Raw genomic sequence first — 23,923 nt, forward strand, 5'->3', positions numbered from 1 at the left:
TAATGGCGTTACGCCGCAAACTGACAGTGAAACTCACCCTGCTCAAACGTGACACGTAAGCGTTTATAATGCTCGTCGCGCGCACTGGCGTCGAGTAATAGCTGGCTCATCAGCGGCAGCAGAGTGTTGGTAAGGATGGCGTCCACCATACGGCCGCCTGATTCAACTTCCGTACAGCGGGCAACAATTTGCTCGACCACGCTGTCATCCACGTCTGACACAATACCGTGGTTTTCTTCAAGGCGACGCTGAATGCGTTTAAGCTGCAAGCGCACGATCATCGCCAGCATTTCATCGCTGAGCGGATAGTAAGGCACCACCAGCAATCGTCCCAGCAACGCTGGCGGGAAAACCTGCAACAGCGGCGGGCGCAACGCATCGCGAAGCGCATCCGGTTCCGGCATCAACGCCGGGTCGGCGCACATGCCGGTGATCAGATCGGTGCCCACGTTAGACGTCAAGATAATGATGGTATTACGAAAATCGATATGACGACCTTCGCCATCTTCCATCCAGCCTTTATCGAATACCTGGAAGAAGATTTCATGCACATCCGGGTGCGCCTTTTCGATTTCATCCAGCAGCACCACGCTGTAAGGGCGACGGCGCACCGCTTCGGTTAACACGCCACCTTCGCCATAACCGACATAGCCTGGAGGCGCACCTTTCAGCGTTGAGACGGTATGCGCTTCCTGGAATTCACTCATATTGATGGTGATGATGTTCTGCTCGCCGCCGTACAGTGATTCCGCCAGCGCCAGCGCGGTTTCGGTTTTACCCACGCCGGACGGGCCGCAAAGCATAAAAACACCGACCGGTTTGTTCGGGTCGTCAAGCCGCGCGCGTGAGGTACGAACGCGTTTGGCAATTAATTCAAGGCCATGGCGCTGGCCGATAACGCGTTCATTGAGGGTATCGGCCAGTTTCAGCACTGCGTCAATTTCGTTTTTCACCATCCGACCCAGCGGAATACCGGTCCAGTCGGAAACCACGGCAGCGACTACATTGACCTCCACCGAGGTAAACAGCAACGGCGCGTCACCCTGCAAGGTGCGCAGCGCCGCTTGCTGCTGAGTCAGTGTTTCGCGTAAATCCGCCAGCGCCTCATCCGGTGCAGTATGCAACTGCGCGCGCAGCGCGATAATGCTATCCACCAGCGCTTGCTCCTGCTCCCAGCGCCGGGTGAGTTCATCACGCTGTGCGCCGAGTTTTTCCAGCTCAGCCTGCAATTTCACAACGCGCTCGCTATCACCAACGGCCACTTTCGCTTCGCGGTTAGCAATTTCGATTTCCACATCCAGCGCAGCGATACGGTGCTGGCAATCTTCCAGTTGCGGGGGCGGTGAACTCTGGCTGACAGCAACGCGCGCGCAGGCGGTATCGAGCAGCGCGACGGCTTTGTCCGGCAACTGACGCGCCGGGATATAGCGATGTGAGAGTTTTACCGCAGCAACAACGGCTTCATCCAGCAGCAGCACACGGTGATGTTTTTCCAGCGCGGAGACGGTGCTGCGTAGCATCAGCACCGCTTTTTCTTCATCTGGCTCCGCCACTTGTACTGTCTGGAAACGACGGGTTAGCGCCGGATCTTTCTCAATGTATTTTTTGTATTCCGCCCAGGTTGTTGCGCCGATGGTGCGCAACTGCCCACGTGCCAGCGCGGGTTTCAACAGATTTGCGGCGTCGCCTGTGCCCTGTTGCCCGCCTGCGCCAATCAGCGTGTGGATTTCATCGATAAACAAAATGATCGGTGTTGGGCTGGACTGCACTTCGTTAATCAGCGATTGCAGACGCGCTTCGAACTCCCCTTTCATGCCCGCGCCCGCCTGAAGCATACCGATATCCAGCAACCACAATTGCACACCGACTAACGGTTCCGGCACATCGCCTGCGGCAATGCGCAGCGCCAGCCCTTCAACGACAGCGGTTTTCCCGACGCCCGCTTCACCGGTTAACAGAGGGTTGTTCTGGCGACGACGCATCAGGATATCGACCATCTGGCGGATCTCTTCGTCGCGCCCGACTACCGGGTCGATTTTGCCGTCGCGCGCCCGGGCAGTCAGATCCTGGCCGTATTGTGCCAGCGTCCCCTGCTGTGTCGGCACTGCGATGCCTGCGTCATCATTGAGGGCAACGGTCGCCTGCTGTGTCTCTTTGCTGTTGGCAAAAATAGGGTCGAAACCATCCAGCAGCGCGTCAGCACTGACCCGGTCAAACTGCGGCGAGATGCCTTTCAGCACGTTAGCCAGGCTCCAGGTTTTCAGGATCCCGGCTAGCAGATGCCCGCCACGAATGCGGGTAACGCCAAATTTCAGCGAACCGTAAACCCATGCGCGCTCGACGGCGGTATCAATGTGTTCCGACAGATCGGACACCGAGCTTGCGCCGCGCGGCAGTTTATCCAGCGCCGCAACGATATCGCGGGTCAACGCCTCTTCATCAAGAGAAAAGTGGCGGATAACCTGTTGCAGGTCGCCGTCCGTCTGTTGCATCAACTGATGCAGCCAGTGAACCAGCTCCACATAAGGGTTGCCGCGCAATTTGCAGAATGCGGTGGCGCTTTCCAGCGAGGTGAATAAGAGTGTGTCGAGTTTGCCGAACAGTACGGCGCGGCTGATTTCTGACATGGATTCTTCCGTTAGTTGTACGTCAGATTAAAAACAGGAAGGATTAACCCTCCGGGCTAAATACCAAATCTCCACGCGCTTCTGGTCGCGGCTGCGTGCCAAGCCAGGCGCTATACCCCAGGCGGCTGTCACCGCCCAGCGCGGTGCCAGCGACATCTTCGCTGCGCAAAATCACCCGTACCGCCCACTGGTATTCGATGCCCAGATACTGGCGTACCCAGTCGCGTAGCGCGGTGACATATTTTTCCCCAGGCATAAAGCGTCGGTAGGCGTCGGCAGCCAACGGGCCAATTTCGATGCGAAACTTATGGCTAACATCGCGTACCGCCTCGCCAAGAAAGGCCGACTGACCAAGACGTGGCGCATGGCGGCCGCCTTGCAGACGGGCGCGCTCGCGTTGGCTAAGCGGCATCCACTGCGGGACGTTTTGCACGATTTTCACCGGCACGTTGAAGTAACTGCGCAGGATCTTCTCCAGCCCTTCCGGATCTCGACCATTGCGGGTTAAGTGCCCCGCCAGCGCAAAGCGTGAATGCGGGCTGAGGCTGCCTTTTTCCAGTTGCCCCGGCTGCCCCATGCCAATCAGCGAAGCGATGTACTGTTCGAACCGTTTATTATCGGGTCTGTCGAGGGACACGGTAGGTTGCGCATCCGCCCATGCGCGGTAAAAAAGCAGCGACAGCCTGTGATGGAACAGATCCGCGAACGCGCTCAGGCTATCGTCCTGATGGTGATCGATACGCTCGCTGGCGTATTCCGTCAGGTGGATCGGCAGTGGACCGTTAGGGCCAAACAGGCCAAAGCTGAGGATCGACACATCATGCAGGGATGAATTTTCACGCTTGCGTACCCCGGCCAGCGTCGAAGGGGCAAACCCCAGCGACGGCTTCTGGCCGATACGCAGTGATTCAAAACGCGGTAACGGTGCGCGCCCCAGCGGATAACGTTCACCGCCCTGGGCATCTACGCGACGTAGCAGGGTAAACAAATCATAACGCCAGGGCGTGGCCATCACGTTTTGCCAGAAGGCATCCGCTAACCCGTTAACGCGAATAATCGTCGGTGCGCGGGCGGGCGTATCGGTCATATCAGCGCCCTCTTACCCATGCGCGGTGGCCAGTAACCAATTTCGCCGCGCTGTTGGCTTTTCAGCGTGAACTCCGTAAAGCTGTTCATGCCCACCAGCCGGGCAAAAACGCGCTCCAGCACGCTACCAAACAGCCACGGGCTAAAGCCGGAGAAGGCCTGCTCATCTATTGTCAGCGTGATGCCGGTTCCGCGGGCGAACACGATGGGGCCCGGTTCCGGTACGCGGCGGTGCACGGGCTCGAGCACGCACTGGCGAACGCCTTCAATCTGGCGGGCAACGGGCGCTTCTGCCAGCCGGGTATACAGCCCGAGTAACTGGCGCAGCGCCGCCGCGCCTTCGCCATTTTCCCCGTCCATCAGGCTGAGGTAGTTCATCTGCAACTGGCTGATTAAGCGCCAGGTGCTTAGCCCTTCCGCCAGCGCCGGGCGCGGCGGTGTCGGGCCTTTGCGTAATTGCAGGGATTTCACCGGCAGAGAATCCGGCAGCACAAACTGGCCGAGATCCTGTTGCAGCATCAGCGGTAAATCACGGCTGGTACACAGCACTTCGGCGGTGATATAGCGTAAATCTTCCCGCCAGGGCGCATGCTGCTCATCGACCAGCGAGGCAAAGACTTCCGAACCGATATACCCCGTGCGGGTGCCGTAACGCTGCGCATGTTCAGAAAGCGCGCGCTGTTCACGGCGCACCGAGAAGTAAGCGCCATAGTTGCCGTCGTCCTGGCTCCAGCTACTCCAGAAGGGACGAAATGTCTGTTCGTCGCGCTGACCATCAACGCTGGCGTGGATTTTGGTAACGGAGTAAATCTCGTAATCAAGCGGGCGGATGTTATCGACCACCAGATGGTATTCATGCAGGCTATCGCTCAGCTTCTGCCGCTCGGCCACTTTCGGGAACAGGTTAATCACCGGCGTGCAGTGCAGCGCCAGATGATTTTTATCCACCACCCGCTCCAGTTGCGCATCGGCTTTATCCAGCAGGATGATGATATCGAAGGATTTCACTTCGCCGCTGTTGGCAAGCATCGTGCGCAGCCCGTGCAGGCTGATAAACAGAAAACGCGACGGGAACGCGAAATACTCCTGCAACAGACGGTAACCATCGAAGTTGCGCAGATCATCGGGCAGCAGCGCCTGGTCGGCACCGAAACCTTCCTGGCGCAGCGCATCATCCGCCAGTACATGCACCGGGGAGTGGTGACCGTTCGCCTGACACAGGATCCCGACCTGATGCCCCATTAACAGTTCAAGCAGTTTCAGCGCCTGCATATCCGGGCCGCTCAGGAACAGATCCAGACGGTCAAAATCAAGATGACTGAGATTGACCGGGCCGTCGCAGCTTAGCCGAATACGCAGTGCGCTCTGGGCACCGCGCTGGCTTAACCCCACCTGCGCCAGCGGTAAATCGGCGGGCACGCCGCCCAGCTCAACCTGGCTAATTTTCAGTGGCAGTAGCGTGACATCGTGCGCGGTGGTGTAGCTACAAGTGACGCCGTTCTTTTTCATCACCTGGCTGTCCATCATGGTGCCGCGCGGTACCACAAAACCGTTGCTGAGATCGCCTTTGGCGCTGTCCGGTTGCAGTTCGGCAATCGCCATGGACGGCGTTGGCGCCAGGTAGTTGGGCGCGACCATCTCCAGCAAACGCTGAGAAAAACGCGGAAACTCGGCGTCCATTTTTAACTGTACGCGCGATGTCAGAAAGGCGAAGCCTTCCATCAGGCGTTCGACATAGGGGTCTGAGACATCCATACCGCGCATGCCCAGACGCCCGGCCACTTTGGGATAACGTCCGGCAAACTCCTGGCCCATTTCACGCAGCCAGGCCAGTTCGCGGTTGTAGTATTCCAGTAATCTGCTGTCCATTGTTACCCCGCGTCTTTCAGCTCGAAATGCCCGTTTTCCAGATCGACATCGGTGCGAAACAGGAACTCCAGCGGATACGGCACGCACCACAGGCGGCCTTTGATTTCAATTGACAAGACGTTGTGCAGATCCAGCGATTGCGTATCCGAAATGCAGCGCACCTGCAATCCCTGCGGCAGAATGCGCGGTTCAAAGTGCAAAATCGCGTCGGTGAGCTTACGTTGAATGTCGTGCCATTCAATATCGGACATGCGTTTGCCCGCCAGCGGTGAAACGCCAAAGTTCACCACCGAGCGGCGCACCTGATCGAACCCCGAAAGATCCTGCTGAGCTTCGTTGTTGATGGTATTAAACAACCATTGCAGATCGCGCAAAACATGGCGGCGCAGCGCCGAGTGTGAAACCAGGTTACTGTTTGTTGGCTCTTTGACTTTATCCGGCGCGTCATCGGTCAGGCGATCGAGCAACGACGGCTGCATTTTATCGCGCGCGCCAACGGTATCTTTCCCCCGCCGCGCGCGCCAGCCGCTACGCAGCAGGTCGCTGTCTTCATTTTGTGCCGGGTTACTCATGCGCGGCTTCCGCATTAAAACTGAGCGTCGCCAGATCGAGTAGCGAATATTCAGCGCTGTCGTTGAGCCACACTTTTTGTCCCTGCCCCTGATAATGCGGCGCGTCGCCCGCCAGCTGTTGCCATTCAGTCACGCGACAGAGTTTAAAGCGGTCCTCAGTATGCACATCAAGGGGATAGCGCGCCGGGATCTGGCACACTTGCTCGCTGCCGTCGCGCAGGCGCACCAACGTATGTCGCCATACGAGGTCGGTCACGCTGGCCGGAGGTTGAAACTGCATTGCATCGATGGCACTGAATGGCAACCAGAAATAGCGCCCGTTGACAATGGCTTCGCAAACCGGCCCAAAACGGCAATCGCCATCCATCAGCCAGTCGAAGGCCACTGTCTGACCATCCTGCGTGGTGAGCTGGCCCGGATTGGCATCGGCCAGTTCCAGCGCCGCGTCACGCTGTGCGCCCGCATCGGCAGATTGCGGATCCAGCGCACTGACCATGGCGGCCAGCCACGGCCATTGTTCATCCGGCGCGACAGGACGTGCGCGCCCTGCCATGACCTCGGCACGTTGACGTTCACCTTCGATAGCCTGCTCAAGCAAAGTGACGGTTGGCTGCGCTTGTGGTTTCAGGGCTTGCCAGCTTTTAAGCTGAGCCAGCGCACGCGCCCAGTTGCCGTCAAGACATAAGAGCTGGGCGAAAGCCGCCCGCAGATCGGCATCACCCGGTTGGGTGCGGATGCGGCTTTCAAGCTGCGCCAGGCTTTCCTGCAACGACTCGCCTGCCAGTTGCTGAAACAATGTGTTCATTGCCGCTCCTTAGTTGATGGTTCTGTACGTCCCGACCGTGGGATCGCGCAACTGCGGATGCAGCGAATCAATAAGCAGAATCGTCAGGCGGGTGCCCGGCTCAAACCACGGCGTCCAGGCTTTACGCACTTCATCAAGGCGCGCCTGTAAACGTGTTTCATCACTGGCGACTTCACGCGAAACTTCGACGGCTACGGTGCCGTTAGCTTGCCAGCCATTCAGGCTGTTGACGTAGGGCAGGATCATCCAGCTTTGTGCCAGGCTACCTTCACTGACCACCATACGTTCGTTATTGACGGTGGTGATCAGCAGACGGTCGGCGTCCACTTTGTCACTCAGGCCGCTGACGGGGAAACCGTGAACAAAAGTCATGGTGATTTTCTTTTCTGCCCCGTTGCTCACCTGGGTGACATCGCTGCGCCCGTTCAGCCAGCCGCCTTTTTCACATTTGCCATCTTCTTTCGCGGGGATAAACAGTGCCGGTGCACTGGCATCGCCCTGCCAGAAGGTGCGCAGATGACAGCCATCTTGCAGCGTAAATTCTTGCCACGGCGCACGGTTGGCCGGTGGGGAGAGATCTTCTGCGCGACCAACAGGCTGCGTGTTCGCCGTCGATTGAGCGGTGGTCGCACCGGTGGAGGTCACTACGGGCTGCCAGTCTTTGGCTTTATCTGCCGTCCCTGCTGCAAGGGTTGTACCCTGCGGATCGGTCATTTTCCAGTGAACCTGCGTCAACGTGCCGCACTGGTTTTCCAGCAATGCGCCAAGACGCGGTAAGAAGTTGTTCAGTACTGATGGCTTTTTGTCACCCCCTGCGACAATGCGCAGCGGCAGCGTTTTTGCGCACCAGCTTTTGGGGGTGTTATCCGCGATGTTATCGATCCAGACATCCAGTTTTTGCGAAGGCGATTGCACGATGCGGTAGTTTTCAGCCTGCGCGCTGCCACATAACGCAAGCAGGGCCAAACCCGGTAGCCAAAGTTTCATAAAAGTCCTTGTAAGCTGTATCAATCACGAAGAGGGAAAAACTGAGCGGCTTCAGAGAGCGTATGCAAAAGCGTGGTCTCCTGAGGCGTACCCATCCACACCGCTACGGCGCTGTAGTTATCCTGCTGGGTTTGTTGCCCGGCACCGTTTTTCAGCAAGATTTGATTCATTAAGGTCAGCCACTCTTCCGGCGTATTCACCATATGTAGCGACTGTTGCATCTGTTCTTCGCTGACGCCGTGCCAGAAACCATCAGTACATAACAAAAAGGCGTCACCATCTTCAATCGGTACTACGTCGCTATAGCTGGGCTCGCGTTCATCTTCCCCCAGGCCAAGCGCGAAATAAAGCAGGTTACCGTTGATGCCTTCAACCTGATGCCCGGCATCTTTCATCTGCTGGACGAGGCTGTGATCGGTGGTGACATGGTACAGCCAGCCGCGGCGAAAGAGATAGAGGCGACTGTCTCCGGCATGGGCCCAGTAGGCGAGCTTGTAATCACGGTCAATGAACAGGCTGACCATGGTCGTGCCCATGCGGTGATAATCCTGCACCGCTTTTTGCTCTTTGCGAATCGCGTGATTCGCGCCGTTCACATATTGACGAATGTACTGAGCATTGAGGTGCGCGTCGCCGTCAAACCCGGTGATAATCGCATTTCGCGCCAGCTCTGCGGCCACGTCGCCGCCGGGTAATCCGGCTATCCCGTCGCAGACCACAAAGCAGGCGGCACGCTCGCCGATGGTTTCCCCGGTCTGATCCTGATTACTGGCACGCTCGCCTTGTCGTGATATTGAGGCGGTGCTGATATTCATTCTTCCGATCCGCTTTGTGAGTCTTTGTACTGGTTAACTTCCATGTCATAAGCGTGAAGAAACGCTTCGCCGAACAGGGTGTGGAAGTCATCGTCAATCTCACCGGCGGTTTGCGCATAGGTGCGCACAAAGTAATCCCACATTGCGGCTTTACGGTTTGAAAGTACGCCAAGCCGTGAAGTTGCCCCGTCACGTTTGGCATCCTCTTCCAGCTGTTCCGGGTTAAAGGATTGCAGCATCGCGGCGATAATGGCGCGAATACCGGAAATCATCCCTAACTGATGCGCCTGTAAATCGATCAGCGCATCGCGAACGGATTTTTTCGGCGGCATAAAGCCCGGCATGCGGCTACCGAACATTTGCATCAGCACCGATTTACCAGAAGGCAGCAGCTTAAACGGGTTGTTGGCATCGTCCAGCACCATGGTCATTTCTGCTTTTACACCGCGTTTCAAAATAGAACGCGACGACAAAAGCGCGACAGTGCCCTGAGAGAACATGCTTAACATCTGGCCGAACTGGCGCATGTTTTCTTTATCGAACTGCGGCACGGGTTGCATATCGCCAAGGCCCATCCCTTCAAGCAAGGCATCCAGCAATTCGCCTTTCAGCACATCACCGCTGTCGCCGGTACTGGTTGAGGGAGCCGATTTCGCGCCTGGGCTTTGTACCGGATCGATACGCAGACGGCCTTTCGGCGTTTGCGCCGCGCTACGCTGCACCGCCTGCGGCGTGGGCAACGTAATACCGGCGTAATCCTGCACCTCTTGCGGCGCAGCGATAGATTCTTCGTCAGTAAACAGTGGCGTGCCGCTCAACGCTTGTGCATCCAGCTCGGTGATGATGGGCTGTGACTGCGCAGGCGGCTCTGCGGCATGCAGATCGGTGATAATCGGCTGCGGTGCGGGTTCTTTGTTTTTGCTCGGTGCAATATCATCGGCATGGGCCAGCGGTACGGCTCCGCTGAGCAGGCCGAGGGGATCGTCGCTACGCGCTTGCGGCGCGCTGCCGCTGCCACCAAACAGTGCCAGCGGATCGAGTTCATCCGTTTCTGGCGTTTGCTGTTTGGATGCAGATTCAATCGGCGGCACCAGCGCCGATGGCGTGGCGTCATTAAAGATGCTGTCGTTTTTGAACAACTGTTCGTCATTGAACAATTGATCTGAGGCGAGAGATTTTGGCGTGACCAACGGCTCATTGTTATTCAGCAATGAGAGCGGATCTTCCGGGTTACGTTCCGGCTCTTTCGGTGCCGCAAACGGATTGAGGTTCTGTGACTCACCCGGCTTCGCGCGGCTGCTGGAGATGCTGTCGGAAATCGAAAACTCCTGCATCAGGCTGTCCCAGATTTCTGTAGGGACGGACGCAGGCGCGTTTTCCGACGCGGCGGGAGGCGTGTTTTGTGGTTTAGCGGCCGGGGCTGGCGCAGGTTTCGCCGCCGGGGCTTGTGCTGGCTTCGGATACATCTCTTCCGCCATGCGGCTTACCGGTTGCGTATCCTGGATGAGGTCGGTCACTTCGATGCGGTATTCGTCAATGCCGAGGATATCCCCGTCTTGCAGTTCTACCTGACGCCCGCGTTCCAGTGGGATATCGTTCAGCACGACGCGAGTGACATTACCACGGTTGGTGACGCGGCATTCGCCATTGCCAGCAATATGGACAATGGCTTGCAGACGAGAGATAGAGCGGTCGTTGTCCGGCAGCACCAGATTGTTATCAGTGCCACGGCCAATAGTACCGCCCGGGGGATAAAAGTCGCAGCGGCTTTGCGGCGGCTGATGACCGGGTTTAGTGGTGATAATAGTGAATCGCATCGCATATTCCTGCTGGAGTTATGTGCACTCAAACGGTGCCGTTTTCGCTAAAGCGGCTGCGTTTAACTGCGCGGGTACTTTCACTCAATTTCAGATCCCGGTGCGGTGAAAGGCAGTATACAGATTCTGGCGAACCGGTTTCGCAAGGTATTAGCGATCCCTTACGGGATCGCTCGTCATACTTACGCTTCTTTGTTCTCTTTGATGTTCCAGCCAGCGCTGGTTTCAGCACCTTTACCGCCGGAAGAGGACTGCTCCCAGTACTGCTGTTTCACTTTCGCTGCCTGGAATGCGTAAGTTACGCCCACGGTGTCGCCGTTGTCAGCACCGGTGTACTGAACTGAGGTCACCAGCACGTCTTCCAGTGTGATGCGCGCATATTCAACCTGCTGACCGCCCGCTTTGCAGACAGACAGTTCAACTTTGGTCAGATGCTTGCCGCTGGAGCAGTGCTTCAGGATAGCCGTCGTGGATTTGTCAATGAGTGCGTTAACATGCAGGTCGTTGAAATTGACTTTACCGGCACCGCCGCCACCGCCAACACTCATGTTTCCGGGTTGTGAAGCCCCCCAGGAAAAAGATGTGATATCAGTCCAGCCGGTGTGGTTAGAGTCTTTAGATTCACCCGTAACTCCATCGACCTTCAGAAACATATCAATAGCCATAATATTTACTCTTCGTTAATGATAAATATTGCTTTCGAAAAAGCGCTTATATGGCAAACGGGTAAGCATGGGGCCGAATAAAACCGTCCATATTTTACCTCTGCCTCTTTTCTTTCCGAACAGACATATGTCTCTTCAGAAATCCATATTCCCCCGTCATGGGAGAAAAATTTATTGGACTAACAATTCGGTTTTTAATGCGTTAATTCAATTCCCAGAACCAAATCTCTTTGCAATTCGTGTGACATCCACTGTTACAGTCCATCATGTTGTCGCCTACAGGTTCAAGCAAGTCGATATGACCGCCACCGTAACCAGCAATCCTGTGGAAATATACAACCCCCTTCCGATTACGCAATTTCCGTCCCGCTTCGCGTATATCGGTATAAATTTCAGCCTTTCCGAACACATTCTCTCTATAGAGTTGGTCCGCCATAAGCTTAGCGCCCGGTTCTATTTTTTTGCCTTTAAAGGGTCCTTCTTTAATGGTCATGCGCCCGATAAAATCGATATTGTTTTTCAATAACGCCATACTCATCCGCACAGCACACGTATTTTCGAAATCGGGGTTATCAGCTTTCAATCTTTTGTAGTCATAACCAATTTCTTTAAATAGCTCTTCAGGTGAAAGAAAGCCGGGGCGATATTTTAAGGAAGAGTGATGATGACGTTTAAGCTGTTCATATAACGGCCTCATTTTTTGTTTTCCTTTTTGCACGGCATCAATTCAGACATGGCATCAGTGATTGTTTTTGATGCGCGTTGTTTGCCTTTTTCTGTACCGAGATTTTCAAAATATGAGTAAAGATTTTCATGTATTGACGATGGCAGGAGTCGGTTATAGCCACACCAGATCGTCCCTTCTGTCGTATCAAGTACCCCCAACAAGTACATATCCGCTTTAATACGTTCGCGCTCGTTAGTTTTCGAAAACCAGGCATCAGCAAAACGTTGTGCGCTCATATTGACGTCAAAACCATTCAATAATGCAGGATCGCGAAGTAAATTTGTTGTTGAATCCTCTGGTAACGGATTTGCCTGGGGATATTGATAAGTTGTCGTCTCAGCACTCGCTAATGCTGATAAAACCAACAGACTGCCTGCGATAACTATACGCATTTTCATCACATATCCTTCTGTTTGCGAAAATGTTTCCAGGCCGTAAGTTCTTCACATTTACGGCCTGCCTGGCTTACGCCTCTTTGGTTTTCAGCGACGGCAGTTTAGAAACCAGGCGCAGAGAAACGGTCAGACCTTCCAGCTGGTAATGCGGGCGCAGGAAGAACTTCGCTGCGTAGTAGCCTGGGTTATCTTCGATTTCCTGAACCTGCACTTCCGCAGCCGCCAGCGGTTTACGCGCTTTGGTTTCCTGCGAGGAGTTGGCCGGGTCGCCGTCGACGTAGTTCATCACCCAGTCGTTGAGCCAGCGTTCCATCTCATCGCGCTCGCGAAAGGAACCGATTTTGTCGCGCACAATGCACTTCAGGTAGTGCGCAAAGCGGCAGCAAGCGAACAGATATGGCAGGCGGGAAGCCAGGCGCGCGTTCGCCGTCGCATCGGGATCGTGGTATTCCATCGGTTTTTGCAAGGACTGCGCACCGATAAAGGCCGCGAAGTCTGAGTTTTTACGGTGGATCAGCGGCATAAAGCCGTTTTTAGCCAGTTCCGCTTCACGACGATCGCTGATAGCAATCTCGGTCGGGCATTTCATGTCCACGCCGCCGTCATCGCTCGGGAAGGTATGGCACGGCAGATTTTCCACCGCACCGCCGGATTCAACCCCGCGAATGGAGGTGCACCAGCCGTACTCTTTAAAAGAGCGGTTGATGTTGGTTGCCATCGCATAAGCGGCGTTCGCCCACGTGTAATTGTTGTGGTTTGCACCATCGGTCTCTTCTTCGAAATCGAAGCTGTCGACCGGATTGGTGCGTATACCGTACGGCAGACGCGACAGGAAGCGCGGCATGACCAGCCCCAGGTAACGCGCATCTTCTGACTCACGCAGAGAACGCCATGCAGCATATTCGGTGTTCTGGAAAATTTTGGTCAGGTCGCGCGGGTTCGCCAGCTCCTGCCAGGATTCCATCTGCATCACGCTTGGTGCGGTGCCGGTAATAAACGGACAGTGCGCCGCCGCGCCAATTCGCGCCATTTCACCTAACAGTTCAACATCCTGCGGGCTATGGTCGAAGTAGTAGTCACCGACCAGGCAGCCAAAGGGTTCGCCACCAAACTGGCCATACTCTTCTTCGTAGATTTTTTTGAACAGCGGGCTTTGATCCCAACCGACGCCCTTAAAGCGTTTCAGGTTGCGGCCCAGTTCCTGCTTGGAGATGCTCATAAAGCGAATTTTCAGCATCTCATCCGTTTCGGTGTTATTCACCAGATGGCTCAGGCCGCGCCAGGCGCTCTCCAGCTTCTGGAACTCTTCATGGTGAATAATTTGATTGATCTGCTGGGACAGCTTTTCATCGATACCGGCAATCAGGTTCTGGATGGTGCGATAGGTATCATTTGAGAAAGTGACGGTGTTTTCCAGCGCCTGCTGCGCCAGGGTTTTCACTGCGCTTTCGACCGCTGAACGCGCCTGATCGGTTTTCGGGCGGAACTCTTTATTCAGCAGTGAGCTAAATTCATCCTGGCTGAAGGACTGCGCGCCCTGCTGCTGTTCATGTTGTTGAGAAGGATTGCTCATGAATTATTCCTCTTTACCTTGCGCGCTGTCGTCACTGTTCGGCAACTGGCTGAGCGATTTCAGCAGCGTCGGATCCTGTAACACCTTGGCAATCAGCTCTTCAGCACCGTTTTTACCGTCCATATAGGTCAGCAAGTTAGAAAGCTGTGTCCGCGCTTCCAGCAGTTTGTTTAACGGCTCCACTTTGCGGGCAACAGCATCCGGCAGGAAGTCATCCATGCTCTCAAACGTTAAATCAACGTTCAGACGGCCTTCGCCGGTGAGGGTGTTGTCAACGTTAAACGCCACGCGCGGCTTCAGCGCTTTCATGCGCTCGTCGAAGTTATCCACGTCGATTTCGAGGAATTTACGCTCCTCAATAGAAGGTAAGTTCTCCACCGGTTTCCCTACCAGATCCGCCATTACGCCCATCACAAACGGAAGCTGGATTTTGCGTTCCGCGCCGTAAACTTCCACGTCGTACTCAATTTGTACACGTGGGGCGCGGTTGCGGGCGATAAATTTCTGACCACTGTTACTCATTGCCATGATGTTCTCCATCGAATATGCGCGGTGAAGGTTTGATGACAGGCAACGCGCCTGCCTTCATAACGCGGTTTGCGTCAGTCTTGACGCCCAAAGATGTTTTGCAGCTGATTAACGCCGTCCGGTGCCAGATCGCGAATAATCTCCATAAAATCCAGTTCGATTAACCGCTGGACACGGTCAATCATCAGCGGCGCGGGGTGGCTTGGTTCATGCTGGGTGAAATATTGCTTCACTTTTTCCAGCATTAACTGTGCGTCCGCACGCGTCGTTACCTGTGCGCTGCGCCAGTCAGTCATGGCGGGCAGCGGTACTGCGCTGGCGGGCTGGGAAACAGTATTAGCCTGCTCAGGTGGTTCGGCGATCTCAGGCGGCGCTTCGTTGCGGGAAGCGCGGCTGACGTCAGCGATAACGCCGACGGTCTTGAGTAATTGTTCCATTTCCGGTACCCCGCTTTCGCCCAGTTGTTCCAGCAGCCATGTACGGATGGTTTGCAGACGCCCTTCGATTTGCCCGATAGCCTCAATGCCGGGCTGACCGCCACGCGTCAGTTCATCAATCAGGCGCACCCGTCCGCCGGGATAGCCCGGACACTCTGTTTTACTGCCGTCGAGCAGCGCCTGCGCATCGCGCACGTTCAGCTCATCGCCGTTGCTGCGCAGTAACACGGCCTGGCGCAACGTTGTGGTGAGGGATGATTTATCACTCAAGCCGGCGAGTGCGTTGATGCGATAAAACGGGTCGAACTCGCCACCGTCTGTCAGCGATGGCCAGAGCTGATCCCAGTAGAGCGCCAGCGCCTGGCCCAGCAGCATCAAACCATCTGCATATCCTTCCAGCCCGCGGCGTCGCGTCCATGCATGGGTCAACGCCATCATGATGCGAATATCTTTGGTGCGCGCAAGCAGACCCGTCGCCAGTTTCTCCACACGCGTCCAGTCGGCTGGCTCTGCGGGAATAATCGTGCTGCCAAATTGCTGCTCAGCTTTGCCGAGGCTTGCCTGCTCCATAGCCTGAAAATCGGCGTCGTACTCCAGGTTTTCACCGCACGGTTGCTCCGGCGTGACCGGAGCGAGTAAGGATTCAATAGTCATCCGCAACCTGCTTATTCATCAAACATGGGTGGATAAAGACCGTGACGTCCGGGTCTGGCCCCGCCCGCCGGATCAAACAACAACGTAAACAACTGGCCAGTGAAATTACCGCTGTGCACGTGAGTGTAGAGCGGGTAACCATCGCTGCGGTTGGTCCACCAGAAACTGATTTGGCGCAGCGGATCAAAACATTCCGCGGCTTGTTGCCAGCCAATGGTTGATGCGCTATCGCCTTCGTAACCAATCACATCCAGAATTTCCGAGCGCACTTCCGGTTCCACCAGTTGCACGGGCGGAATAGCCAGTAACGCCTGATCGAGCTGTTCCGGCGAGTAGCCGTTGCGCACGGCATGTAACATCGAGCGACCCAGTTGCTGATACCAGTCACCGGCCTGAGCGAGATGACGCGGTGACCACTCCAGCGGGTTTATCGCCATTAATGCGCAGAGCGGATACTGACGACCCACGCTGTCGCGCCCCGGTAACAGGCAGCCCATTTGTACTTGCTGCCCACCGAGCATCGGCGGCACAACGAAATTCCAGATAGGCGCATTGCTGAACTGCCTGTCGCTTGCGCGCTGCTCTTCTTTTTGCCAGTTCATCAGCCCAACCTGAAACCAGTGGGACCACTGGCGTTGCAGTGCGTCAGGGAAACGGCGTTGCAGAAAGTCGCCCGCGCTGGGCAATTTTCCATACCAGCTAATTGCAGAAGTCGTAGTCATTAAGCGTTCCTTTGCAGTTCAAGGACATGCGAAACGGGGAAGCTGGAACGGGTTGCGGATACTGTTAGGCGCAAATTCCAGTGTCACCTGATGTCCGTCAACCGTGAATGTCGCCTGGCGGCTCAGGCTACTGCTACCAGGGCTTACGCGCGCTTTATCAAAAAAGCGGTTCAATGCCCATGCGCCATTGGTTACCAGTGTTGTGGTCGTGCCGTTAGTCAGACCCAATTGCATGCGTACCTGGTTAGTGCCTCCCGGCCCCGGCCAGCTGACAATTTGTACCGCCTGCGGGCCGTGGCTGTATCGCAGGATCTGCCCGTCAACATCCAGCGTCATGTTCAGGATGGTGTTATCCATCCGCACCGTGCGCACCGTGGTACGAAACGAGGGGGTCGCACTGCCATTGGCAAAGAACGCATCGCGAATCGACTGTGCCTGCTGAAACGGCACCAGTACGCCTTCGCTGCCCGGCAATGTTTTACCGTCAATGCCCGGCATAAAGCGCCAGCTCGACTGGGTGGTATCGACTTTGTTGGTCAGATTGTCGCGAAAGAAAACGTCCATCAGGCCGGTTCCGGGAGCGAACATCCGCGCCAGGTCGTCCGGCGTCACTTCGCTGCTGGCAGAGCGTACCAGCGGATAACGCCCGGCGATGGCCTGGCGGCAAAAGCTACCGACTTCAACGCTGATGCGTTTGCGCACGTTTTCCAGATCACGGCGTTGTGTATCGCTGCTGGCACCTACCGCCATGTTACTGAACATGGTTTGTAACCCACCGGGCAGACGTCCGGCGCTGGCCTGCAAGCGGCTAATGGCTTCACCGCCCGGTGCTGGCATTCCGCTGTTAGCCGCATCCTGCACGGCGGTCAGATAGCGATAGAGCTCATCAATCTGCTTGAGAAAATCATCAAAAACGATGGTTTTGCTCCCTTTTTCCAGCGGCTGTGCCAGCTCGATGATCGGCGCAAAATGCTCGGTCACGCGCTGTTCCGGCGTCTGGTTAGCAGTGGCATTACCGGCTGCGGCGCTGCTGTCATGATTGCTGAATAAGGTTTCCAGCATTTGCGTGCCACGATTGCTGCTCGCTGCGCTTTTCTCTTTATCCGCATCGCCCGGTTCATCCCGGATGAGCGTGAGCTGCTGGCTGAGATTCATGACCAGACGACGCAGCGGCGAATTGTTACTGGAGAGCAAGCGCGCGGTGTTGATCCGCTGATTGAGATCGGCGCTGTTGTTGAGCTGAATATCGCTTAAAAAGTTATCCCAGATGGCAATAAAATCGCGGGCATAAAGCTGACGCACCGCGTTATCCGTCTGCTGTTTATCTTCTGGCTGCGTGGCTGAACCCAGCACCCAGGCATCATCTTCATGTAAAGAGGCCGTCACCGGGGCGATTTGCACGTTGAAGCTGTTCCAGTAACCGTCCGGCGTATATAACCCCGCAATGCCCTCGTTTACCGGTTTACCACTCTTGCGCGAGAAGACCAGTTCGCTTTGCGGCCCGCCCAGCGTTGCCAGCGACACGGGTTTTAAGTTTTCATCGCGCTCAAGCAGGCGTTTAAGGCGACCATAGACGCGTGTAGAGAGCGGTTGTTGATTGATTAACGCCTGTTCGCGGCTGATTAACGTCTCGTCTTTTGCATAGGGTGACGCCTGGATCTGCGGCTCCAGCAACTGCGTCAGATGCCATTCCAGTTGGCGAATCTGTGCCTGGGTGACGTTCTGCGGCAGGTTGCGTTGCAGATTGAGCATGACCCACGAATGCAGGAACTTGCCGTCATAATGTTTCGGCTGGTAGAGCATCTGATAGGCTTTCAGCGCTTCGTAGCTGTATTCCACATCACTGCCATTATCATTGCGCAGCCAGGTGGTGATGCGCATCGCCACTTCCGGCAGCAACATCTGTTGGAGCGCTTTTTGATACAGCGTTTGCGAGGCATCAGAAACATCGTTTCCGCGATACAGGCCCATACGGCGGGTGATCGGCGGGTTATTAATATCGAACTCTTCGCTTTGCGGCAGCGCGGAAAGACCGTTTAACAGCGGCAGAAGCGCAAACAGATCGCCTTGTTGGCGGTTACGCAGCCCTTTGATTTCTTGATCGAGCGCCGGCACTTTGGCCTGCACTTCATCAAGGTAATCTTTGTTGTTGCCGTAACTGGTTAACCACAGTGCACTAAGAATAATCAGCAGCGCCAACAATGCCGCATAACCGGACCAGATAACCGCCCGGCTACGCAGTTCCCACCAACGGTTTTGCCCGGCAATACCCGCTTCCTGGAAAATCACATTTTGCAGCACGTGTTTAATGAAGAAGCTTTGCCCTTTTCCGCCCGGAACCGGTGCCTCTTTACTGACGGAATCCCAGTTATCGCCGGATTTACCCTGCGGCAGTGACAATGCGCGGTTCAGCTCGCCCATCACGCGGTCAAACGGCAGACCTTCCTGTGTTCCGCTGGCAAAATAGATGCCGCGCGGAGAGAACTCTGTTTCGAAGTTCGAACGGGCAAAAATGGTATTCAGGTAATCAGACAGCAGCGGGCGCAGTGCGGCGAACTCTTGCGGGAACAGGAAGCATTCGGCGCGCGCCTGCGGATCGTTTTCACGCAGCATCGTATCCGGCAACCCGGCATCGAGGCGCTGTTGCAGCAGGGCGAACTCCTGAATAAAGCTGCCTTGCAGATCGAAATCCGCCAGCTTCGCTTTTTCCCACGGGAAGGTGAAGCCCCAAATCTGGTCGCGCTGTGCTTTATCAAACGCGGAAAAATAGGCGCGAAAGCCTTTAAGCAAGTCGGCTTTGGTGACCAGCACATAAACCGGAAAGCGGATACCCAACTGTTCATGTAACTCGGTCAGGCGCTTGCGCAGGTTCAGCGCCTGCTCGCGCGAGGCTTCTGCCGACTGGGTCAGCAAATCGGCAATGCTGATAGTCACAATCACGCCGTTGATCGGCTGACGACGGCGATATTTTTGCAGCAGGCCAAGGAATTTGTTCCATTCACTGGCATCCTGGACTTGCTCACTTTCCTGCGTGGTGTAACGACCGGCGGTATCGAGCAGCACAGCTTCGTTGGTAAACCACCAGTCACAGTTACGTGTCCCGCCAATTCCGCGCAGCGCGGTTTTACCAAACTTGTCAGCAAGGGGAAATTGCAGACCGGAGTTGACCAGCGCAGTGGTTTTGCCGGAGCCAGGGGCACCGATAATCACGTACCACGGCAACTGATAAAGATATTGCGTACTGAAACGCTCGGTCCACTGCCCGCGCTGACCTGGCTGGTTGAAGTGGGCTTTTTTCAGCACCTGCGCCGCTTCTTCGAAACGCTCATTCAGCACCTGATCGTCATTTGTCAGGCGCTGGCGCTCGGTCGGATCTTTCGCTTCGTCGCTTTTCAGGTTGTCCATCAGCTTGCGGTTGAGCCAGGCGTTATACAGGCGCGGCACAATATGGCTGTGAACCCAAATCAGGTACATCACCGCAATAGTAATCATGCGGTTCTGCTCAGACTCAAGCGGGCGGGAGTCCACGACGGAGAGCAGCGGGCCAATCATCCAGATAACCGCTGCCAGCCCCGTAACACCAAGGAAACCCCACAAAATGCGGTTGGTCAGCAATGAAAGCAACATATTCATCCTTTAGTTTCCTTGCGGCAGTCCGTTCAGCTCGGCGGCCGTATTTTCCGGCGACACCAGCAAAGTAATTTCGACACGGCGGTTACGCGCGCGGTTTTCAGCCGTATTGTTCGGAGCGATAGGGTTCATCTCCCCTCGCCCTTCGGCTTTAACGCGTTCTGGCTGCGAAAGATGTTTTTGCAGCAGCGACTGCACAGACCGTGCGCGCTCCAGCGACAGTTCATAGTTCGAGGCGAAACGTGCGCTGCGAATCGGCACATTGTCACTAAATCCGACCACCAGAATTTTCCCGCTGACGTTGTTCATCGCCTGCGCCACGCGGTCGATAACCGGCTCGTAGCTTTCACGGGCAACCGTCGAACCCGAAGCAAACAGGCCATCGCCTTTCAAGGTCACTACGCTGCGATCGGCTTCATCGCGCACGGCAACCAGGCCTTCCTGGATTTCAGGACGCAGAAAAGCACGCAGGTTAAGAACCGGCTGCACGTTTTGTACGGGTTGTTGAATGGAGGCTTCCGGTAGCTGTGTCTGATAAATTTTCGCCAGTACCGGACTGGTGTTATCGCCCAGACGCCAGTTGAGCACAATATAGAACAGACAAGCCAGGAACCCTGCCAGCCCGGCACAGGCCCATAATGGGATCACCGGACGCCAGAGTTTGCGCATCACCGGCTGATCTTCCGGATGTACGGAAAGCGGAGGTGGATAGTTACCACGAACGCCACGGATCATCTGCCACAGGCGCTGTTTAATGGTTTCCAGCTGCGTACGGCCGTTGTCCATAACGCGGTAACGCCCTTCAAAACCCAGCAACAGACAGAAATTAATCAGCTCCAGCAGGGCGATGTGTTCGCGCGGGTTTTGCGACAAACGCGCCAGCAGCTGGAAAAATTTCTCCCCGCCCCAGGTTTCGTTGTGGAATGTCACCAGCAAACCGCTACCTGACCAGACGCCACGGCTTCCCCACGGGGTGAGCGCGGCGGCTTCATCCAGCGCGGTGCACAGGCAGTAACGTGCGCCAACGATAACCTCATACGCCAGCCCCGATTGCTGGCAGCGGACTTCAAAACGGCGAATTTCATCAATCAGGTGCTGGCGTAGACCGCTCTGATCGTCATGAGAGACCGAATAGCGGATCTGCGGTATCGCATTGAGCAGCGGGTTAGCGGCTGCCACCAATGGATTATTACCACTTGCTCCTGCCAGGGCGGCATCGCTGCCGGAGGCGTGTTGTTGCTGCATATTGTGCGCTCGCTGTGTTATTCAGTCGGGCTACGGATGGCCCAAAACTCCATATCAAGACCCGGGAATTCGCCTGCCAGATGCAGGGCGAAAGCGCCCGATTTTTCCATTTCGTTCCAGAGCTCGCCGCCTTTTTCCAGTTCGAAATAGTTGTAACCGGCATGCCATGGAATTTGCGGCGGGGCGACAGGCATGGTGCGTAGCTTCATGCCCGGCAGTTGGAGCTGCACCAGATCGCGGATTTTGGTGACGGGCGCCACTTTCATTTGCGCCGGGAAATGGGTTTGCAGAATCTCACCGGGAACGCTGGCTTTGACCGCCAGCACAAAACCAAACTCGCGAGCCATTGTCGTGGTCGGTAGCGTGGCAATATTTAGCCCATGTGTACGTTCGGTCAGCGGCAACTGGATAGCGTGCTCTTCCATGACCAGCGACAGACCCTGGCGCAACAGCAGTTGCAATTTACTGAAACAGCCCGCGAGATCGTCATGGTCGTAGACCGGCAGCGTCTCTTCCGGGGAACGCGCCGCCGTCCAGGTGGTTAATTCGGTGGCAAATGCCAGCCAGCTGCGCCATAACTCTTCTGGATGGATCAGCGGCAGCGTTTTCAGATGCGAAATTTGCCCGACATGATGGTTAATCAATGCCAGCAGTGAGAACTCGACCATTTCAGAGGTGTTAAAACGCCCCGGTTGGCGCAGACGCTGGCCGATTTGCTGGCTACGTTGCACCAACAGGCTTTGCAAATCGTTGATGATGGCGTAAAGCGAGGGATTATTGACTGCGTTTAGCATCGGCGGAATATAGCGGCTATCAATACGAACCTGGTTGTCGTTCCGCTTTTCCAGCACCTGAGCCACGCCAATAGCTGTCCACTCCGCGCTGAGATCTTTTTCCAGCATCAGTTTCAGACGCAAGCGCCCGAACTGTACCGCAGCAGGACCGACCGACATCGCGTTGTCGTCATCGACTTCGCTTTCCCAGGTGGTATAACGTGCCAGCGAATCTTTCTCTTCACTGAAAATCACTTCATCACGCCCGCCGCGACGGGCAGGAAGCGCGAGAACCACACGTTCATTCGTAAGATTGTCTGGAATAGCCAGTGGTGTCGGGGCCTGGCGGGCATCATTGAATGAGAAGAAAGTACCGTCTGGCAACAGACCGCTGGCGTAGCTTACGGCAATGCAGCCCTGGCGAAGCATCGCCTCGTCCAGTTCGATATCAAGATAGCCCCAAAGATACGGGCGCTGGAGTGTCCCCCACTCGCGAATATGATGCTGTAAGTAGCTTTCCGCACGCTGAAAGTGATGCGGGCGCAGAAACATACCTTCGGTCCAGACGACCTTTTCTGCTTTGTTCATACTGTATTCCTGTTAGGGATGGCGCTATTTGGAAATCACGCGTATTCCGTTAATGTCGAGGAAAATGTTGGCTTCCAACTCATCCGACGACGATTTCCAGAACTCATAGAAATGCGACTCTCCCTGAACGGGAAGAGGCAAGGACATCCGCCATTTTTTGCCGTCCAGTGCCTGATATTCCGCCATCACACCAACATAACGCGCTTCTGGCGAACTTTTGCCGCTCAGCGTTTTCGATAATTGTCCCGGCATCAGGAAAAACTCATCGCTGTTTAGCAAGTTGGCACCCAGAACGCTATCCGCATTATTTTGCAGCGACCAGAAATCAGCGGACATAAATGTCGCGTCCGATTTCAACAGCAACACCCTGACTTTGAGGGGGGCGGACTCATTAATTTGCGGATGAGCCCTGAACTGGAGGTTATAGCTGGTAGGGACGCTGTGTGAAGATGATCCACATCCGCTGGCCAGGGAGGCCAGCACAAAGAAAAACGCCAGGCTAATCTGGCGGACAACCGAATTATTATTCATAGCGGGTACTCATAGCGACTGGATTTAGTCGATTATCCAGGTCCCGGAGTTTGCGTTTTTGCAGGCTTTGCCACTGCCGTCGACAGTCACACAGGTCTGTTTTTTACGCTTGATTTTGCGCGCGTCATTACGCAGGGTTTTTTCATACAGTTCGCTTTTAACGACGGCACGCATTGGCACATAGCCAATCAGCTCTTCCTGACCTTCATCGGCCAGCGCCATCCAGAAGTGTTCAACCTGGCCGAGCACCACATAGGTTTTACCGGCTTGCAGCTGACGAATCACTTTTCCGCCGAAGTCCGGCGTGCTCATGACAGAAGCGGGATAAAGGGCGCGATAATCTTGTTTAACGGGTTGGAATTCCTTCGGTGGAAGGACAGCATAACGGTGGGTCAGGGTCACACCATTGACCTCGCTGGTAACAATGGTGTCGTCGGACGGGGCGGGTTTTGGATGTTTTACACAACCGGAAACGCCAAAAACAAAAAGAAGAGCCAATACGATTCGCATGTTCATAGAGTTTGTTCCATTGCAAATATATTACTGTGTTGACTTGAGCGTTCTGGAAAGGAGGGATGAAATCGTTCTGAATGACTCAATTCCTTGTCCGATAAACGACCTGATAATGAATAAAAGACATAGCTACCGCACGAGCCTGTCGCTACGCAGGCAGCAATAATATTACTTTTCATTGATTATCGTGACATGATTTTACAGATCAGATAATTCAATTCAATATGATCTCTGACCTGCTGAAAACGTATTATTTAATTCTTTTGCAAATTAGGATAAATCTCAACAAATAATTTTACTTAAGATGTATGCCAGTAAAGATACATTTCAAAGGCATTAATCGCATAACGGGCCAATTACTAAC

Annotated in this window: 20 protein-coding genes; all 20 read right to left on the reverse strand. The window is 55.2% G+C overall.

What is annotated here, in order from left to right:
- Positions 1–8: 8 nt before the first annotated feature.
- Complete coding sequence (gene tssH, locus Q5705_15450; protein ID WLI75975.1) at positions 9–2,627, reverse strand: type VI secretion system ATPase TssH; 2,619 nt, start codon at positions 2,625–2,627, stop codon at positions 9–11.
- A 43-nt stretch (positions 2,628–2,670) separates the two neighbouring features.
- A complete protein-coding gene (tssG, locus tag Q5705_15455; protein ID WLI75976.1) occupies positions 2,671–3,714 on the reverse strand; it encodes a type VI secretion system baseplate subunit TssG in 1,044 nt (347 codons plus the stop codon).
- Complete coding sequence (gene tssF / locus Q5705_15460) at positions 3,711–5,582, reverse strand: type VI secretion system baseplate subunit TssF (protein WLI75977.1); 1,872 nt, start codon at positions 5,580–5,582, stop codon at positions 3,711–3,713. Before tssF ends, tssG begins: the two co-directional genes overlap by 4 nt.
- 2 nt (positions 5,583–5,584) lie before the next feature.
- Entirely contained in the window at positions 5,585–6,154 is a 570-nt protein-coding gene (gene tssE, locus Q5705_15465; GenBank protein WLI75978.1) for a type VI secretion system baseplate subunit TssE, read from the reverse strand.
- Positions 6,147–6,959: a type VI secretion system accessory protein TagJ gene (locus tag Q5705_15470; protein WLI75979.1), complete on the reverse strand. Its 813-nt coding sequence runs from the start codon at positions 6,957–6,959 to the stop codon at positions 6,147–6,149. The genes tssE and Q5705_15470 overlap by 8 nt, the downstream gene beginning before the upstream one ends.
- Positions 6,960–6,968: 9 nt before the next feature.
- Positions 6,969–7,946, reverse strand: coding sequence for a hypothetical protein (locus Q5705_15475; GenBank protein ID WLI75980.1), 978 nt, complete (start codon positions 7,944–7,946; stop codon positions 6,969–6,971).
- Positions 7,947–7,966: 20 nt separating this feature from the next.
- Complete coding sequence (locus Q5705_15480; GenBank protein ID WLI75981.1) at positions 7,967–8,761, reverse strand: protein phosphatase 2C domain-containing protein; 795 nt, start codon at positions 8,759–8,761, stop codon at positions 7,967–7,969.
- Positions 8,758–10,578, reverse strand: a complete 1,821-nt coding sequence (gene tagH, locus Q5705_15485) for a type VI secretion system-associated FHA domain protein TagH (GenBank protein WLI75982.1) — start codon at positions 10,576–10,578, stop codon at positions 8,758–8,760. The genes Q5705_15480 and tagH overlap by 4 nt, the downstream gene beginning before the upstream one ends.
- A 182-nt stretch (positions 10,579–10,760) precedes the next feature.
- Positions 10,761–11,243 carry a type VI secretion system tube protein Hcp gene (locus tag Q5705_15490; protein WLI75983.1) on the reverse strand — a complete coding sequence of 161 codons (483 nt, stop codon included), beginning with the start codon at positions 11,241–11,243 and terminating at the stop codon, positions 10,761–10,763.
- Between the two features lie 202 nt (positions 11,244–11,445).
- Positions 11,446–11,940 carry a T6SS effector amidase Tae4 family protein gene (locus Q5705_15495; GenBank protein WLI75984.1) on the reverse strand — a complete coding sequence of 165 codons (495 nt, stop codon included), beginning with the start codon at positions 11,938–11,940 and terminating at the stop codon, positions 11,446–11,448.
- Entirely contained in the window at positions 11,937–12,368 is a 432-nt protein-coding gene (locus tag Q5705_15500; protein WLI75985.1) for a Rap1a/Tai family immunity protein, read from the reverse strand. The genes Q5705_15495 and Q5705_15500 overlap by 4 nt, the downstream gene beginning before the upstream one ends.
- A 67-nt stretch (positions 12,369–12,435) precedes the next feature.
- Complete coding sequence (gene tssC / locus Q5705_15505; GenBank protein ID WLI75986.1) at positions 12,436–13,938, reverse strand: type VI secretion system contractile sheath large subunit; 1,503 nt, start codon at positions 13,936–13,938, stop codon at positions 12,436–12,438.
- A gap of 3 nt (positions 13,939–13,941) precedes the next feature.
- Positions 13,942–14,466, reverse strand: a complete 525-nt coding sequence (gene tssB / locus Q5705_15510) for a type VI secretion system contractile sheath small subunit (GenBank protein WLI75987.1) — start codon at positions 14,464–14,466, stop codon at positions 13,942–13,944.
- A gap of 74 nt (positions 14,467–14,540) precedes the next feature.
- Complete coding sequence (gene tssA / locus Q5705_15515) at positions 14,541–15,557, reverse strand: type VI secretion system protein TssA (protein WLI75988.1); 1,017 nt, start codon at positions 15,555–15,557, stop codon at positions 14,541–14,543.
- 11 nt (positions 15,558–15,568) lie between these two features.
- Complete coding sequence (tagF, locus tag Q5705_15520; GenBank protein ID WLI75989.1) at positions 15,569–16,279, reverse strand: type VI secretion system-associated protein TagF; 711 nt, start codon at positions 16,277–16,279, stop codon at positions 15,569–15,571.
- Positions 16,280–16,297: 18 nt separating this feature from the next.
- Positions 16,298–19,912, reverse strand: coding sequence for a type VI secretion system membrane subunit TssM (gene tssM / locus Q5705_15525; protein WLI75990.1), 3,615 nt, complete (start codon positions 19,910–19,912; stop codon positions 16,298–16,300).
- A 3-nt stretch (positions 19,913–19,915) separates the two neighbouring features.
- Positions 19,916–21,154 (reverse strand): DotU family type VI secretion system protein, encoded by a 1,239-nt coding sequence (locus Q5705_15530; GenBank protein WLI75991.1) that lies wholly within the window; start codon positions 21,152–21,154, stop codon positions 19,916–19,918.
- A 17-nt stretch (positions 21,155–21,171) separates the two neighbouring features.
- Positions 21,172–22,515, reverse strand: coding sequence for a type VI secretion system baseplate subunit TssK (gene tssK, locus Q5705_15535; protein ID WLI75992.1), 1,344 nt, complete (start codon positions 22,513–22,515; stop codon positions 21,172–21,174).
- 24 nt (positions 22,516–22,539) lie between these two features.
- Positions 22,540–23,046, reverse strand: a complete 507-nt coding sequence (gene tssJ, locus Q5705_15540) for a type VI secretion system lipoprotein TssJ (GenBank protein ID WLI75993.1) — start codon at positions 23,044–23,046, stop codon at positions 22,540–22,542.
- A 24-nt stretch (positions 23,047–23,070) separates the two neighbouring features.
- Positions 23,071–23,562 carry an SH3 domain-containing protein gene (locus tag Q5705_15545; GenBank protein WLI75994.1) on the reverse strand — a complete coding sequence of 164 codons (492 nt, stop codon included), beginning with the start codon at positions 23,560–23,562 and terminating at the stop codon, positions 23,071–23,073.
- Positions 23,563–23,923 lie beyond the last annotated feature (361 nt).

The organism is Kosakonia sp. H02 (assembly GCA_030704225.1).
Taxonomy (GTDB): Bacteria; Pseudomonadota; Gammaproteobacteria; order Enterobacterales; family Enterobacteriaceae; genus Kosakonia.